Source organism: Flavisolibacter ginsengisoli DSM 18119, assembly GCF_900129295.1.
Lineage (GTDB): Bacteria > Bacteroidota > Bacteroidia > Chitinophagales > Chitinophagaceae > Flavisolibacter > Flavisolibacter ginsengisoli.
On the sequence record NZ_FQUU01000009.1, the window covers coordinates 31,580 to 46,889 of the forward strand.

Genomic DNA, 15,310 nt, shown 5'->3' on the forward strand with positions numbered 1-15,310 from the left:
ATCAAAAGTAAGGGGGATCAAAACAAAAATCCCTTTACCGGTGGTAAAGGGATCTGTAAATTTTATTACTGAAAAGATTATTCCGAAACTACGAAAGTGATTGGTTGTGTGTGATAGGAACGTACTTTTCTTCCGTTCTGCTCACCCGGAGACCATCTTGGACCTCTCTTCACCACATCTTCAGCACCTTTACCTAATCCATATCCTGGATCGTTAAGGGCCTTCACGTCTGTGATGCTACCGTCTTTTTCTACAAGGAAACGAACCTGTACAGTATATTGACCTGGATTCATTCCCTGGGAGGCTGCATCTTCAATGTAACGCTGCAACTGGCTTTCCAGGTGCCTTCTCCATTGCTTCACATCTACGCTGGCCTCGATCTCCACTTTCTCAAACACCTTATTCTCATCTTCAACCTTAGGAGCTGCTACTACTGCTTTACCTTCATCCACAACGGGAGGTGCAGCAATACCTTCGTCCTTAATACCTTCCTGGTTGATAACGTCAATCTTTTTATCTTCCATTTCCTTTACAGGAGGTATCTCTTCCTGCTTCACTTCTTCGTCCTTTTTGATAACGGGAGGAGTGAATTTAGCCATTTCCACTTTTGGAGGAGGTGGCGTTTTGGGTGGCGGAGGTGGCGGTGGAGGCGGCTTTTCTTCTTCCTGTTTGATATCAGCCATAACTACATCCCTTACCTCAACCTTGCCGGAATCCTTTGGACCCAGGGCTTTTGATAATAAGGAGCCCCCTATTGCCAGGATCAATACAGCAGCTGTAATTGCCAACGCTGTAATTAACCGGTTGTTATACTTTTTCCTGAGGTCGTAGGCGCCATAATCCTTATTGCGGCCCTCAAACACCAGGTCCAGTATATCGGCACTTAATATTTTATTTGCTTCCATTAGAATTGTTTGTATTTAGATGCGATTTTGTATTGTTTTCCACAAAAATTGAGCTAGTTCCATACCTATTTAGGTTCGGTAGCATGGATAAGTTTGTTCTCATCTTCTGTTATGTCAACAATAGCAAAACGTTTTACATCATTAATGGTCATTTCGTCCAGGATATCAACGGTATTCTTGTAAGTAGCGTCTTCATTGGGCTTGATCACTACCACAAAGTCTTTATCCTTGGCCGCATTTTGCCAATTAGGATCACCTGCTTCCCTGGCCTTGTTCTTTATATTCTCATCCAGTGGACTGGGTGTATAATTAGCCATCACTTCCTTTTTCTTGTCCTGGATGATCTTACGTACCTCCTTGAAAGTAGTAGACTGGAAGTTTGAGCCATCAGGTTTAATCTGACCCATGTAATAGTATACCAGGTCATTCTTTCCTAACAAAATGGTCAAAGCACCAGACTCTTTTACCTCTGTAAGATCCTTTGGATTTTTCTCATCCTTTGGCATGATTAAACCCATTGTAGTGGGCGTACTCATTGTTGTGGTGAAAATGAAAAAGGTAATGAGCAGGAATCCCAGGTCTACCATTGGGGTCATGTCTACACGTGTAGATAGCTTCTTGGCTTTTTTGACCCCCGGGCCTTTTTTATGGCCACTATCTCCACCTGAAACATCTATATCTGCCATAGTTAATCTTTTTAATTGTGAATATTATTTCCTTTTAGCTTCCTGTATTTTATATAGATCAGTTCCGGCAGGTACCCCTTCCGGGTCAGTGATGAGCTGGTACTTATTAATATCATTCTTTCTTAATGCATCAATGATGCCTTTAAAAGAAGGATACTTTGCAGCATTATCACCTTTGATCATATAGTTCAACTTATGACCCTGGAAAGCTGATACAGCAGTGGCTACCCATGTTGTCAATTCATTATTTAATGTATCTGTAACAGGAATACCAGGCTGCTTCACTTTCAGGCGGTCTTCGTCAGACATGGCAAGAAGCGATTTCAAACCAGTAAAAGGAACACCAACGGTGGTGTTTTTGGCAAAACTGTTCATTTCAGATTGGGTAAGACCAAGGTTGCGGGCTTTATTGATGCCTTCAATTACCGACTTCTTAATTCCTTCATCTGCGCTTTTCTGAACATTGACAGTAAAATACACCCTGCCATTCTTATCCATCTCTATTAAAAGTGCATCCTGCTCTTTTAATTTATCCGATGAAACAGACCTTGGCGTAGTGATCTCTACTGGTTCTGGTGGCTTGAACTTGGTAGCCAACATAAAGAAAGACAGGATCAGGAATGCCACATCCACAAAGGGTGTCATATCCGTCGCCGTGCTTTTCTTGGGTATTTTAACACTTGGCATGTTTAATAAAAAGTTTTGTATTGAGATTCAATTGTTTCAAAATTCCATAAACGCTTTTGCTCTTATTTGTATAAAGAAGCAAAAGACTGTGTTAATGTGAAACCAGACTCGTCAATACCATATGTAATGCTATCGATCTTGGTAGTGAACACGTTGTACATGATCAATGCAAGAGCTGAAGTACCGATACCAAGGGCTGTGTTATACAAGGCCTCAGAGATACCAACCGCAAGTGCACCAGCGTTACCACCACCTTCTTCACCAAGGGCAGAGAATGAACGGATCATACCGATAACCGTTCCTAAAAGGGCGATCAGGGTACCTACAGAAGTAATAGTAGAAAGAAACACGAGGTTCTTCTGCAGCATTGGTAATTCCAGTGCTGTTGCTTCTTCAACTTCTTTTTGAATAGCTATCACTTTTTGCTCTGTATCCAACTCTGTAACGTTGATCATTTCTTTGTAACGACGCAAACCAGCTTTCATAACGTTTGCTACTGATCCGCGTTGCTTGTCACACTCTGCAAGAGCAGCATCTACATTCCGGTTAGCTAAATGGTACTGTACCTTCCTGATGAAATCAGCAATAGAACCTTTACCTAAAGCTTTGCTGATGGTTAAGAAACGCTCAATAGAGAAAGTAATAACCATTAATAACATACCGATCAACAAAGGAACGATGATACCACCTTCGTAGATCCTGTGGAATGCATCTTTTGGTCCTTTATGCTCGGGCCAAAAAGCTCCCTGACCTGGCTGATTAAAGCCGTTTGGATCCCCCATCAAAAATCTCCAAATACAATAACCGGCTATAACACAAATAATGGGTGCAAGCCATGAAATAGCATTACCGCTTCTTTTAGGTTGTACTGATGTAGCCTTAACTGATGTTGCACTTGCAGTCGGTCTTGTCTCTGCCATGATCGTAATTTTTAGTTTTTAATTTAAAAAATTTCAGTATTAAAATTCAAGGTCACAATTCTACTGAAAAAATGCAATAAATAATTAGGTAGTTGCATTTTTTTCAAACAGTTTTTATAGTGAGTCCGCAATTTTTACAGGTAGCAAGTTATGTGTTTCATTAATAGAAATAAAGAACCCTCTTTATTTTATATAATTATTCATAGCGTAAAGCTTCTATCGGGTTAAGTTTCCCTGCTTTCAATGCCGGGTATAAACCAGCAAGCAAGCCAACTATTGTACAAATTAATACTCCGTAAAATACCCATTTCCAGGGAACTACAAAACCTGTATTTAAAACCATTGAAAATAAATTACCCACCAGTATACCCAGTATGATGCCAAATATGGCACCCAACACACTTATAATGATTGACTCAAGTAAAAATTGCTGACGCACAGCCTTGCTTTTTCCGCCTATTGCTTTAATCAGGCCAACTTCTTTGGTGCGCTCGGCTACAGAAACCAGCATAATATTCATCAGGCCTATTGCTGATCCTATTAAAGTAATAAAACCAATCACTATCACAGCCGCAGTAAGATAGCCCAAAACACTGATGGCTTTTTCTGCTATACTATTGCTTCTTTCCAAAACAAAATTGCTTTCTTCGGTAGTGTTTAACTTCCTGATGGACCTGAACAGTCCTTCTGCCTGGCCCATGGCGGTTTCCACCTGTTTTACATCAGGCGTCATTACACCTATTACATACCTGTCTGCACCGAAATAGCGCTTTAGATTCTTATACCCTACAATGACGATCTTATCCCTGCTGAATCCAAAAGAGGATCCGCGGCTTCCTAAAACACCAAGTACCCTGTACGGCATGTCATTGATACGTACGATCTTATTAACAGCAAGGGAAATACTTTGCTTGAATAATGCAACAGCAACATCATATCCTAATAAACAAACATTGGCCCCCGAGGTAACATCCTGGTTACTAAAATTGCGTCCTGCATCCAGGGTAAACCCATTCAGGTCGAGGTAATTCTCATCAGCCCCAAAAAGAAACACATTGGGTGTTGTTTTCTTTGAGCCATACGAGATAGTATAGTTGTTTCCTGCCATTGCAGAAATACTAACCTGGGACGGAAAGTTATAATAATCAACAAAATGCTCGGCCTGGTCCTCCGTAATAGGCTTATCAAGATTGGAGGTTTTTTCCTTCCGCTGGCCTTTCTTTGTCAGCTTCATTGTAGGACCATTCCCCCCAAAATGAATATTACGTTCCTTAAAACGGATACTGAACCCATTGGCTCCCATGGTCGAAAAACTCTCTGTAAGCTTTTGATTCATAGCCTGGATGGCCGTTATGATACCGATGAGTGCCATTATGCCTAATGCAATGATGGAGATAGTAATCCCTGTTCTTAGTTTATTACTTCGAACAGTTCGAAAGGAAAGCCTTAAAACATCTGTAGTATTCATGCAAATGGGTCTACTAAATTAGTAAACCCATTTTCAAACCACGTGAATTTTTTACAAGGGCTAAAAATATAACCAGTTAGTAAGCAAGTTAGGAAATATGCCAAGCAGTATTGTTATGCCTGCAAGTGCTGCAAGTGTATACTTAAAACCAGTAGTTGTTCCTGATATGGTGGCATTACCAGTTTTAAAATACATGGATTGTATCAATCGGAAATAATAATAAACGCTAACCGCAGCCATAAGCACGGCAAATATGGCCAGTGCCAGGCTTCCGCCATCAATAGTCGCTTTTAGCATATAAAACTTTGACAGAAATCCTGCTGTTAAGGGTATGCCTGCCAGTGATAAAAGAAATACCACTAATATACCTGCAAGGAATGGTTGTTGTTTGGCAAAGCCATTAAAGCCTTCAAAAGTGTAATCCTTCATTCTTACCAGAACGGCAAAAATGCCAATGGTTGCCAAAGAATAGGCAGCAGCATATAATATCAAACCTTCTTTGGCATCATTACTTAATGAATAAATGGCCAGCATCATGAACCCCGCCTGTGAAATGCTTGAATAGGCCAGCATGCGCTTTACACTTTGCTGGAATACAGCGGTAATATTCCCGATAAACAAAGTAACAGCAGCTACTATGCCTACTAATAATTTCCATTCGGGCCGTATGCTTCCGAATTCCTCTGCAAATAAACGCATGAAGGCTATAAATCCTGCGGCCTTTACCACGGTAGCCATAAACGAAGTGACCACTGTTGGTGCACCGTCATATACATCAGGTGTCCAGAAATGGAAAGGTGCAGCAGATACTTTGAAAGACATGGAAAATAAAAGCAGCATCATACCTGTGATGAGCAGCACCGGAACTTTTTCTGCAACGGTAATGCCTGTTTGAAAGGTTCCTGTTGCGCCATAGATCAACGCTATACCCATCAACATAAGACCTGTAGAGAAAGAGCCCATCAGGAAATATTTCAGGGAAGCTTCATTGCTTTTTAAATTGCGTTTATCACTTCCGGTAAGTATGTATAATGGAATGGACAATATCTCGATTCCCAGGAATAACATTAACAGCGACTTAAAGGAAGATGAAACTACTATACCAGCCAGTATGAAAAATAATAAAGAGAAATAATCACTGTAATGATTTCCTATTTTCTCAAGATCACGGGAAGACAATAAAAAGAATGCAAAAGTGCATACATTGGCCACCAATGTAAATAACAGGGCAAAGCGGTCAAATTCAAGCATGCCCCTTGTATCTATGTGAAAAAAGCTAATGCCTCTTAACTCGAAAATGTTGGCTATGATGGTGGCCAGCAATAAAACATGAGCCAGTACCCTGACACTGTTTTTGTTATTCAGTAAAAATGAACTGAACATCATGATAACACCACTAACAGCCGAAAAGATTAATGCGTTCATATTATTTTACAAACAGGTGAGCAACATTTATTTTATTCAACAACAGGTCTACAAAGCCATCCGTTATCCTCAATAAGGGTTGGGGGTATACCCCAAATACTACAACCATTATAACAATAACCCACAGCACCATTTTTTCATTACCATGGATATCTTTAGTTCCTTCAGTGATGCTGCTTTCAGGTCCATATAACACCTTCTGTACAGCAGTCAACGTATAAACAGCAGCCAGGATGATGCTAAGAATGGCCAGGACCGTAAACAATATATTGTAATGGGTAACAGTAGAACTCCAGATACCGCTGAACATCAAAAATTCTCCTATAAATGCATTGGTAAGCGGCAATGAAATATTTGCAAATGCCAGGATAACAAACAGGATGGCCAGTGCCGGTGCTTTTTGAGCTACACCCCCGAGTTGAGAAAGTTTGCGGGTGCCAAACTGCCGTTCAATTAATTCTACTATTATCCAGAGGCCCAGGATATTAATACCATGGTTGAACATCTGCACCATTACCCCCTGGTACCCGATTTTGGTTTCAGCAAAAAGCGTGGCAGACATCAACCCTATATGTGCAATGGAAGAATAGGCAATCAATCGTTTAAAGTCGTCCTGTTGAATGGCTATGATAGAAGCATAAATAATACCTATTACCGAAAGGCTCATAACCACATCTCCCCAGGAATAAGCTGCAATGGGCACTACCGGCAATACCCAACGGATGACACCATATACACCCATCTTAACCATGATGGCACTAAGAACCATTGTAGCAGCAGTTGGTGATTGTTCATATGTATCTGGCTGCCAGGTGTGGAAAGGGAAAACAGGCATCTTGACAGCAAAGGCCAGGAACAACAACCAGAATACCCAGCTTTGAGTGTCATTGGATAACTTCAGGGCATAAAAAGATTGCAGTGAAAAAGACCTGTCAGGCGTTTGAAAATACAGGTATAACAAGCCGATAAGCATTAATACAGATGCCGTGAACGTATAGATAAAGAATTTGAATGTAACAGGGATCCTTCTTTCACCGCCCCAGCCAGAGCAAAGAAAATACATGGGAACAAGTGCCAGCTCCCAGAAAAAGTAAAACAATAAGGCATCAGTGGCAAGAAACACACCCATAAGCCCCGCCTGCGTTAGCAGCATAAGGGCAAAGAAATTATTTGCTGTTTTATACGAAGATCTCCAGGTAGACACCAGGATAAGCGGGTAAGAAATGGCTGTTAGCAGGCAAAGGATCTGGGATAACCCATCCAGTTGCAGCGAAAAAGAACTACCCAGGCTTCCCAGCCAGGAAGAACTGAAATGCAGTTGCCCGGGTGAATGGGCAAAAGTATTTCCTGCTATGGAGATCAATAAGGTGATAACCGATGTAAGCAGCGCCCAGGTGCGAACTGTCTTATCATTCTTTATAAAGAAAGACAGGAAACCGCCGATCAGTGGAACTAAGAACAGTAATAAAACGATCATATCAATTCAGAATATATTTCAGAATGCAAAGGCATTCTTCATTATTATTATTTTCTCAGGAAGAACTGCAATACAAAGAACATCAGCATACTGATGACCATTAATAATATATAACTTCCAACCTGCCCGCTCTGCAACCAGCGCATTTGCCTGCCTCCATAATTCACCATTCTTCCCACCCCATTAACCAGTGCATCGATACCACTCTTTTCAAAATATTTATTGGCAAATACGCCCAGCTTGTTCACAGGACGCACCACAATGCTGTCATACAATTCATCCACATACCATTTATTCTCCAGCACTTTTCCAAATGCAGATGGCTGCTCTTCTTTGTAGCTTCTATAGCGCATCCAGGCTATTACTATGGCCACAATGGCAATCACTGTGGTGAGTGCCATCAATAACATTTCCGTAGAATGACTTACTTTATGTTCAGTAACAGGACGAATAACCGGGGAAAGATAATCTGCCAGTTTTTCACCGCCATGCATGAACACTTCAGGCACACCCACAAATCCACCTATAATAGCTAATACAGCCAGCACGATCAAAGGAATGGTCATGGCAGCCGGGCTTTCATGAATATGATGCCTTTGTTCTTCTGAACCCCTGAAACTGCCTCCAAATGTGATGAACAATAAGCGAAACATATAAAATGCAGTAAGTGCTGCAGTTAATACGCCTATTACATAAAGAAATTTATCATGTTCAAAGGCACCTAATAGGATTGCATCCTTAGAAAAGAAACCTGACAAGGGAGGTATTCCAGCTATGGCAAGACATCATATTAAAAAAGTAATATAGGTGATGGGCAATTTTGACCGCAGCCCTCCCATGAAACGAATATCCTGCTGGCCACTTACAGCATGAATAACAGAGCCTGAACCAAGGAACAAAAGAGCCTTGAAAAAAGCATGTGTCATTACATGGAAAACAGCAGCAACATAGGAGCCGGTACCAAGGGCAAGGAACATATAGCCTAATTGGCTCACAGTTGAATAAGCCAGCACCTTCTTGATATCGTTTTGCCTGATGGCGATGGTAGCGGCCAGTAAAGCTGTGGCCGCACCAATGATAGCTATAACAGTATTAGTAGCCGGAGCTGCTATATACAGCACATTGCTCCTGGCTATCATGTAAATACCCGCGGTAACCATGGTAGCAGCATGTATCAGGGCAGATACGGGCGTAGGGCCTGCCATGGCATCAGGTAACCAGGTGTATAATGGTATCTGTGCACTTTTACCGGTAGCGCCAACGAATAATAATAAGGTAATACCAATAAGATCGGTAGTGGATAGTTTGCCGACATTGGCAAATACATCTGTATAGTTAACAGAACCTATCTTAGAAATGATCCAAAAAAGTGCCAGCAGAAAGCCAAGGTCTCCAATGCGGTTCATTACAAAAGCTTTTTTGGCAGCCTTTGTAAAGTCAATGTTTTTAAACCAGTACCCTATCAGCAGGTAAGAACATAGTCCAACACCTTCCCAGCCGATGAACATGATCACATAATTGGCGCCTAAAACCAGCAGCAACATAGAGAAGACGAACAGGTTCAAAAAAGAAAAGTACCGGCCAAAGTGTTCACGCTTTTCTTCGTGCATATAGGCGGTGGAATATACATGGATCAAAAAGCCTACGCCTGTAATAATAAGAAGAAATAAGGTGGATAGCTGGTCTACCTGGAAGGCAAAAGGAACCTTTAATGTGCCAACGGTAAAGAAATCAAAATAATGTAATGGTGTTGCGGAATACACTTTATTGAAGAAGACCAGCAGAGAGATTATAAAAGAACCCAGTACAGTACCGCAGCCTATAATGCTTACAATTCCTTTGGACAAATATTTTCTTCCCAATCCATTGATCAAAAATCCAATAAATGGCAGAAGAGGAATCCAGAATATTAAATTCTTCATATTAAATCTACAAGTTCCCCGGATTACCTGCAGGCAGTTATTGGCAGCAGGAACAGGGGAAGCTTTATTAATGTTTTAACCTGTTCAAAAAGTTCACATCCACTGAATGCGTGTTGCGAAACAACATAACAATGATGGACAACCCAACCGCAACTTCCGCCGCCGCCACTACCATAATAAAAAACACGAACAACTGGCCATCACTTCCGGCATTGGTGACTTTAGACACATTGGTCACGTAGTGCATTTTGGAAAAAGCTACCAGCAATAAATTCACAGCATTCAACATCAGTTCTATACACATAAATATAATGATAGCATTACGGCGTGTTAACACACCAATGATACCTATCACAAATAATGTGAGTGAAAGAAATATATAATAGTTTATAGGCATAATCTCAATTTGCAATGATGCGATTCCGGTATAAAATACTTGTTGATCAATTCTAAATATTTATAGCCTGTTGTGTTTCCTCTACTTTCCTCATCTCTGTTTCAACAGGAATTCTCGGCTCTTTTTTACCTAAAACCACTGCTCCTACCATTGCACTCAGAAAAAGAATGGAGCTGATCTCAAAAGGAACAACATAATCTTTAAATAGCACTTTACCCAGGTTCTGGATCAGTCCTATATCCCCTGTAACCATCTCTGTCATTTGTTTTTCTGTATGGCGCAGTCCAGCCACCAGCACCAGCAACAAACAGCCCCCGGCAACTGCACCGGCCAGCTTCAGCCATTTGCTCTTTTGAGGCTCTGTTTCCTTATTCAGATTCATCAACATAATTACGAAAAGGAATAAAACCATGATAGCACCTGCATATACAATAATATTCACCACAGCAAGGAACTGGGCATTTAATAAAATATAATGTCCTGATATGGTAAAGAAGGTTACGATCAACCACAATACACTGTACACAGGATTTTTGCTAATAACAACCATCAGTGCACTGAATATTGCAGTGATAGCCAGTATCCAGAAAAGTATTTGAGTAATTCCCATTGTGCAGTCTTCAGTTATTTAATGTTTTTACCAATGTCTCCCTTCGCTTTTTCATATCCTTCAGGATCTGTATTAGGATCAGGAATTAACAAGTCTTCTTTGTTGTAAATAAATCCCTTACGACCATAGTTGGCAGGTGCAAAAGTTTGAGACAGGTAAATAGCATCTTTAGGACAGGCTTCCTCACAAAGCCCACAGAAGATGCAACGCAGCATGTTGATCTCATATTTAGCTGCATATTTTTCTTCCTTGTACAGGTGTTCTTCTCCAGGCTGACGCTCAGCTGCTTCCATTGTAATGGCTTCTGCTGGGCATGACAATGCACAGAGCCCGCAGGCTGTGCATTTCTCCCTTCCTTCTTCATCCCTGTTTAAAATATGAAGTCCCCTGAACACCGAAGAAAACGGTCTTTGCTCTTCAGGGTAATTAATTGTAGGTTTTTTCTTGAACAGGTGACTGAAAGTAATACCCATGCCTTTAAATATGGAAGGCAGGTATAGCTTTTCCCATACCGTCATCGGTTTGCGTTCAACCTGTTGTTTTCTATTCGTTAATGCTTGCATCTTCGATCCTCATTCTTCTTTAACGGTCGCAAAATTAGCCGTTTTGGTTCAGCTAATCCTAAAACCAATTATTTATGTAGTAGCAATATCACTACTGCTGTTATAAGCATATTTACCAGGGCAAGGGGCAATAATTTTTTCCAGCCAAGGTTCATTAATTGATCATACCGGAAACGTGGGATAGTCCAACGGATCCACATAAACAGGAAAATAAAAAGAGCCGCCTTGGTCATCAATACCACAAATCCTATCAGGCCTACCCACCAATGATTGCCCCAGGCTGCTTCATTTACAAAAGGAATGTCATATCCTCCAAAGAACAATGTTGACATCACAACAGCGGAAATGAACATATTAATGTATTCAGCAAAAAGATAAAACCCAAGCTTCATGGATGAATACTCCTGGTGGTAACCAAAGTTCAGCTCATTCTCTGCTTCAGGCAGGTCAAAAGGGGTTCTGTTACATTCTGCCAGTGCGCAGATAAAGAATATTAAAAACCCTAAAGGCTGGTAGAGCACATTCCATCCATTGGCTATCTGGTGATTTACAATACTGCTCATCCTCAGGTCACCTACCAACATCAGAACCGCAAGAAGGGAAAGCCCCATTGCCAGTTCATAGGAGATCATCTGCGATGCACCTCTAACAGCTGCCAGTAAGGAAAACTTATTGTTGGAAGCCCATCCACCTATCATGATGCCATACACACCAAGGCTTACCACACCAAATATGTAAAGAATGCCTATATTAATATCTGATATCTGGAGAGGCACCTGGTGTCCTTTGATATCAATGGTGGAGCCCCAGGGAATGACAGCTGAAGTCATGCAGGCTGTTATCATGGCGAGCATGGGTCCTAAAACGAAAAGAAATTTAGAAGAAGTCATTGGAATGATCTCTTCTTTCATAAAAAGTTTAAGACCGTCGGCCATAGGTTGCAATAGTCCAAAAGGACCCGCCCTGTTTGGACCGCGCCTGTCCTGTAAAAAAGCTGCGATCTTCCTTTCTGCATAGGTACTATACATGGCAACCACCAGTGCGGTTGTCACTATCACCGCTACAAGTATCAGCTTTTCAAAAAATATCCACCAGTCAATTTGCAATAAATACATGTTGTTCACTTCTGGTTTGCTGCAGTTTCCTGCACATTACCTTTTTTTGTTAGTCCAATTATATCTATCTACCTACCTGCCACTCAAAAGATTTCGCTTAAGGCGTGTCAGGATTGGTTGAATCAGTTCCTGCCATGTTCCTTCCTACACCTTCTTTCACATCAGTAGGATTGTTTCCCATGGAGAGCGGATCGCCATTAAATGTCTTTCCTGTTGCCGGACCCGGAATATTGTTCAGGTCAACCTTATTTACGTTGCTCACCGCGTGAATATCCATTAAAAGCTTTGGCTTGCGATGCATCAAAGGCTCAAAGGTTTCACCTGGTTTTTTGATGCCAGTATAATGTCCCTGTGATATCACAGAGTGCCTGTTTACTGTAGTAGGTCCTTCAATGACCCAATCCGAAACTTTCTTTTTTTCAAAGCGGCAGTCATTACAGATCCAGTCTTCCACTTCACCCCATTGGTCCTTTCTTCCGGTTACCCTTAATACATCATCACCGCGCATCCATAAACGTACCTTTCCTTTACAGGTCGGGCAATCACGGTGTGCTTCTACAGGCTTGGTGAACCAAACCCTGTTCTTAAACCGGAAGGTTCTGTCTGTCAGTGCGCCTACCGGGCAAACATCTATGACATTACCTATGAATTCACTATCCAGGGATTCCCTGATGTATGTGGCTATTTGCGCATGATCTCCTCTATCCAATACACCATGTTCGCGTTGGCCAGCCACCTGGTTGGCAGTATGCACACAGCGGTAGCATAATATGCACCGCGTCATATGCAGCTGGATATAAGGGCCAAGATCAATACGCTCAAAAGTTCTTTTACGAAACTCAAAGCGGCTGCCCTCAGTACCATGTGCATAGCTAAGGTCCTGGAGATCACATTCCCCTGCCTGGTCGCAGACAGGGCAATCCAGCGGATGGTTTATTAAAAGGAATTCAACCACTCCTTTTCTTGCTTCAAGCACGGCTGGATTGGTAATGTTCTCTACGATCATTCCATCCATTACATTGGTCCTGCAGGAAGCTACCAGCTTAGGCATAGGCCGTGGATCTGCTGTAGATCCGGCAGCCACTTTCACCATGCAGGTGCGGCAATATCCACCCGTGTTCTTCAACTTGCTGTAATAACACATGGTGGGGGGGACAATATCACCACCTATCATCCTTGCAGCCTGCAGAATACTCGTCCCCGGCTCCACCTCAATGGTGATGTTGTCTATAGTTACCTTGAATAATTTCTTTTCTTCAGCCATCTTATTAAGTCAAAAGTCAAAATTAAAAAGTCAAAATGCTTATTCTTTACCCACTTGTCCTGCTTTCACAATGACACTTGCTATTATCTTCGAAATTTCATCTGCTTCTTTCAGCAGACCTTCAATTCTTTCTTTATCAATATCCATTGTATCTCTAATCAAACACAACCAGTACTTCGTTTCATTTGCGGATTTCAGAGCTATGGTATTAAAGTTTTTCCAATCTCTTTTGGAACTGCCTGCTTTGCCTTCCACCAGGTTAGCTCCTATTGAACTCGCACTTTTTATTAATTGATTAAACAATGAATTATATACATTATCAAACATTGCATCTTTTACCAGGAATATCACGTCCCTGGCAAAGAAAAAGCACCTATGCCTGATATTATATGGTTTACCGGGTTCTTCTATGATATTCTCAAAATCCATATTACCTGTTCTAAGTCAAAATCCTAAAGCAACTTCCTATTTTTTACTTTTTACTTTTGACTTTTGACTTCTATGCTACTGATACTTCCAACGGATCCGCATAATGCGCTAATCCAAAGTTTCTCTTCTGAGCTTCTTCCGGATTGAGCACATGCCATTCAAACTCGTCACGGAAATGCCTTATGGCTGCAGCTACCGGCCAGGCAGCAGCATCACCCAATGGACAAATGGTATTGCCTTCTATCTTACTTTGAATATCCCAAAGAAGGTCAATATCACTCATCTTTCCTTTTCCATATTCAATATTATGCAGGATCTTTTCCATCCATCCTGTCCCTTCCCTGCAGGGCGAACACTGTCCGCAGCTTTCATGACGGTAGAAACGGGCAAGCGTCATCGTATGCCTCACCACGCACTGGTCTTCATCCAGTACAATAAAGCCTCCGGACCCCATCATGGAACCAGTGGCAAAACCACCATCAGCAAGGCTTTCATAGGTCATCATCCTTTTCTCTCCCTTCACTGTTTTCAGCAACAGGTTGGCTGGCAGGATGGGAACTGAAGAACCTCCTGGTATACAGGCCTTTAATTTCTTTCCATTGGGAATACCACCGCAATATTCATCGCTGTAAATAAATTCCTCCACGGATATGGTCATATCTATCTCGTAGATGCCGGGCTTATTGATGTTACCACAGGCAGAGATCAGTTTCGTACCTGTAGATCGGCCCACGCCTATTTTCGCATACTCCTCTCCGCCAATATTTAATATAGGCACTATGGCAGCCAGTGTTTCCACATTGTTTACAACTGTGGGACAGTCATATAATCCTTTCACCGCAGGGAATGGTGGCTTGATACGTGGATTACCTCTTTTACCCTCAAGGCTCTCCAGCAATGCTGTTTCTTCACCACAGATATAGGCACCTGCGCCCCGCTGCACATAGATCTGGCAGTCGAAGCCTGTTCCTAAAATATTCTTTCCCAGGAAGCCCGCCTGGTTGGCCTCGGCTATGGCCTGTTCCAGGATATCCACTATCCAGGCATATTCTCCGCGTATATAGATATACGTTCTGTTAGATCCTAAAGCAAAGGATGAAACGATCAATCCCTCTATAAGCAAATGGGGAATGAATTCCATCAGGTAGCGATCCTTAAAAGTGCCTGGTTCTGATTCATCAGCATTGCATACCAGGTAGCGCGCTACTCCTTCAGGCTTAGCCAGGAAACTCCACTTCATCCCGGTAGGGAAGCCCGCACCACCCCTTCCTCTCAATCCACTTTTCTTTACCTCCTCTACAATATCTGCTGGTGCCATTTTAAAGGCTTTTTCAACGGCGGCATAGCCACCATTCCGGCGATATACATCGTAGTTGCGGATGCCTTCAATATGTGCTTTATCTAATAATAATTTTCGGCCCATCTTATAAAGTCAAAAGCGA

At 41.8% G+C, this 15,310-nt stretch carries 16 protein-coding genes; all 16 read right to left on the reverse strand.

Annotated elements, in window-relative coordinates; translation table 11 throughout:
* Window positions 1-77: 77 nt before the first annotated feature.
* Entirely contained in the window at window positions 78-905 is an 828-nt protein-coding gene (locus BUA53_RS11350; RefSeq protein ID WP_072835498.1) for an energy transducer TonB, read from the reverse strand.
* A gap of 65 nt (window positions 906-970) precedes the next feature.
* Window positions 971-1,591, reverse strand: a complete 621-nt coding sequence (locus BUA53_RS11355; protein ID WP_072835499.1) for an ExbD/TolR family protein — start codon at window positions 1,589-1,591, stop codon at window positions 971-973.
* Between the two features lie 24 nt (window positions 1,592-1,615).
* On the reverse strand, window positions 1,616-2,278 hold the full coding sequence (locus BUA53_RS11360; RefSeq protein WP_072835500.1) for an ExbD/TolR family protein: 663 nt from the start codon (window positions 2,276-2,278) through the stop codon (window positions 1,616-1,618).
* A gap of 62 nt (window positions 2,279-2,340) precedes the next feature.
* Window positions 2,341-3,198 (reverse strand): MotA/TolQ/ExbB proton channel family protein, encoded by an 858-nt coding sequence (locus BUA53_RS11365; protein WP_072835501.1) that lies wholly within the window; start codon window positions 3,196-3,198, stop codon window positions 2,341-2,343.
* Window positions 3,199-3,394: 196 nt separating this feature from the next.
* Window positions 3,395-4,666, reverse strand: a complete 1,272-nt coding sequence (locus BUA53_RS11370) for an ABC transporter permease (protein WP_072835502.1) — start codon at window positions 4,664-4,666, stop codon at window positions 3,395-3,397.
* Window positions 4,667-4,726: 60 nt separating this feature from the next.
* Window positions 4,727-6,091: an NADH-quinone oxidoreductase subunit N gene (locus BUA53_RS11375; protein ID WP_072835503.1), complete on the reverse strand. Its 1,365-nt coding sequence runs from the start codon at window positions 6,089-6,091 to the stop codon at window positions 4,727-4,729.
* Window position 6,092: 1 nt separating this feature from the next.
* A complete protein-coding gene (locus BUA53_RS11380; protein ID WP_072835504.1) occupies window positions 6,093-7,568 on the reverse strand; it encodes a complex I subunit 4 family protein in 1,476 nt (491 codons plus the stop codon).
* 47 nt (window positions 7,569-7,615) lie between these two features.
* Window positions 7,616-8,326: a NuoL/Nad5 family protein gene (locus BUA53_RS21555; RefSeq protein ID WP_245793093.1), complete on the reverse strand. Its 711-nt coding sequence runs from the start codon at window positions 8,324-8,326 to the stop codon at window positions 7,616-7,618.
* A 27-nt stretch (window positions 8,327-8,353) separates the two neighbouring features.
* Window positions 8,354-9,490, reverse strand: a complete 1,137-nt coding sequence (locus BUA53_RS21560; RefSeq protein WP_245793095.1) for an NADH-quinone oxidoreductase subunit L — start codon at window positions 9,488-9,490, stop codon at window positions 8,354-8,356.
* 67 nt (window positions 9,491-9,557) lie between these two features.
* Window positions 9,558-9,887, reverse strand: a complete 330-nt coding sequence (gene nuoK, locus BUA53_RS11390; RefSeq protein WP_072835505.1) for an NADH-quinone oxidoreductase subunit NuoK — start codon at window positions 9,885-9,887, stop codon at window positions 9,558-9,560.
* Window positions 9,888-9,939: 52 nt separating this feature from the next.
* Entirely contained in the window at window positions 9,940-10,497 is a 558-nt protein-coding gene (locus BUA53_RS11395) for an NADH-quinone oxidoreductase subunit J family protein (RefSeq protein WP_072835506.1), read from the reverse strand.
* Between the two features lie 14 nt (window positions 10,498-10,511).
* Window positions 10,512-11,060, reverse strand: coding sequence for an NADH-quinone oxidoreductase subunit NuoI (gene nuoI, locus BUA53_RS11400; RefSeq protein ID WP_072835507.1), 549 nt, complete (start codon window positions 11,058-11,060; stop codon window positions 10,512-10,514).
* Window positions 11,061-11,128: 68 nt separating this feature from the next.
* On the reverse strand, window positions 11,129-12,175 hold the full coding sequence (gene nuoH / locus BUA53_RS11405; protein ID WP_072835508.1) for an NADH-quinone oxidoreductase subunit NuoH: 1,047 nt from the start codon (window positions 12,173-12,175) through the stop codon (window positions 11,129-11,131).
* Between the two features lie 97 nt (window positions 12,176-12,272).
* The gene (locus BUA53_RS11410) at window positions 12,273-13,439 is read right to left on the reverse strand and encodes an NADH-quinone oxidoreductase subunit G (protein WP_084080014.1); all 1,167 of its coding nucleotides are present in this window, start codon (window positions 13,437-13,439) and stop codon (window positions 12,273-12,275) included.
* A 39-nt stretch (window positions 13,440-13,478) separates the two neighbouring features.
* Window positions 13,479-13,868: a four helix bundle protein gene (locus BUA53_RS11415; protein ID WP_072835509.1), complete on the reverse strand. Its 390-nt coding sequence runs from the start codon at window positions 13,866-13,868 to the stop codon at window positions 13,479-13,481.
* A gap of 70 nt (window positions 13,869-13,938) precedes the next feature.
* On the reverse strand, window positions 13,939-15,291 hold the full coding sequence (gene nuoF / locus BUA53_RS11420) for an NADH-quinone oxidoreductase subunit NuoF (RefSeq protein WP_072835510.1): 1,353 nt from the start codon (window positions 15,289-15,291) through the stop codon (window positions 13,939-13,941).
* Window positions 15,292-15,310: the final 19 nt, after the last annotated feature.

Bases quoted from the DNA above. Each gene is read 5' to 3' on its own strand.
- BUA53_RS11350 (WP_072835498.1), bottom strand. From the start codon at position 905: ATGGAAGCAAATAAAATATTAAGTGCCGATATACTGGACCTGGTGTTT.
- BUA53_RS11355 (WP_072835499.1), bottom strand. From the start codon at position 1,591: ATGGCAGATATAGATGTTTCAGGTGGAGATAGTGGCCATAAAAAAGGC.
- BUA53_RS11360 (WP_072835500.1), bottom strand. From the start codon at position 2,278: ATGCCAAGTGTTAAAATACCCAAGAAAAGCACGGCGACGGATATGACA.
- BUA53_RS11365 (WP_072835501.1), bottom strand. From the start codon at position 3,198: ATGGCAGAGACAAGACCGACTGCAAGTGCAACATCAGTTAAGGCTACA.
- BUA53_RS11370 (WP_072835502.1), bottom strand. From the start codon at position 4,666: ATGAATACTACAGATGTTTTAAGGCTTTCCTTTCGAACTGTTCGAAGT.
- BUA53_RS11375 (WP_072835503.1), bottom strand. From the start codon at position 6,091: ATGAACGCATTAATCTTTTCGGCTGTTAGTGGTGTTATCATGATGTTC.
- BUA53_RS11380 (WP_072835504.1), bottom strand. From the start codon at position 7,568: ATGATCGTTTTATTACTGTTCTTAGTTCCACTGATCGGCGGTTTCCTG.
- BUA53_RS21560 (WP_245793095.1), bottom strand. From the start codon at position 9,490: ATGAAGAATTTAATATTCTGGATTCCTCTTCTGCCATTTATTGGATTT.
- nuoK (WP_072835505.1), bottom strand. From the start codon at position 9,887: ATGCCTATAAACTATTATATATTTCTTTCACTCACATTATTTGTGATA.
- BUA53_RS11395 (WP_072835506.1), bottom strand. From the start codon at position 10,497: ATGGGAATTACTCAAATACTTTTCTGGATACTGGCTATCACTGCAATA.
- nuoI (WP_072835507.1), bottom strand. From the start codon at position 11,060: ATGCAAGCATTAACGAATAGAAAACAACAGGTTGAACGCAAACCGATG.
- nuoH (WP_072835508.1), bottom strand. From the start codon at position 12,175: ATGTATTTATTGCAAATTGACTGGTGGATATTTTTTGAAAAGCTGATA.
- BUA53_RS11410 (WP_084080014.1), bottom strand. From the start codon at position 13,439: ATGGCTGAAGAAAAGAAATTATTCAAGGTAACTATAGACAACATCACC.
- BUA53_RS11415 (WP_072835509.1), bottom strand. From the start codon at position 13,868: ATGGATTTTGAGAATATCATAGAAGAACCCGGTAAACCATATAATATC.
- nuoF (WP_072835510.1), bottom strand. From the start codon at position 15,291: ATGGGCCGAAAATTATTATTAGATAAAGCACATATTGAAGGCATCCGC.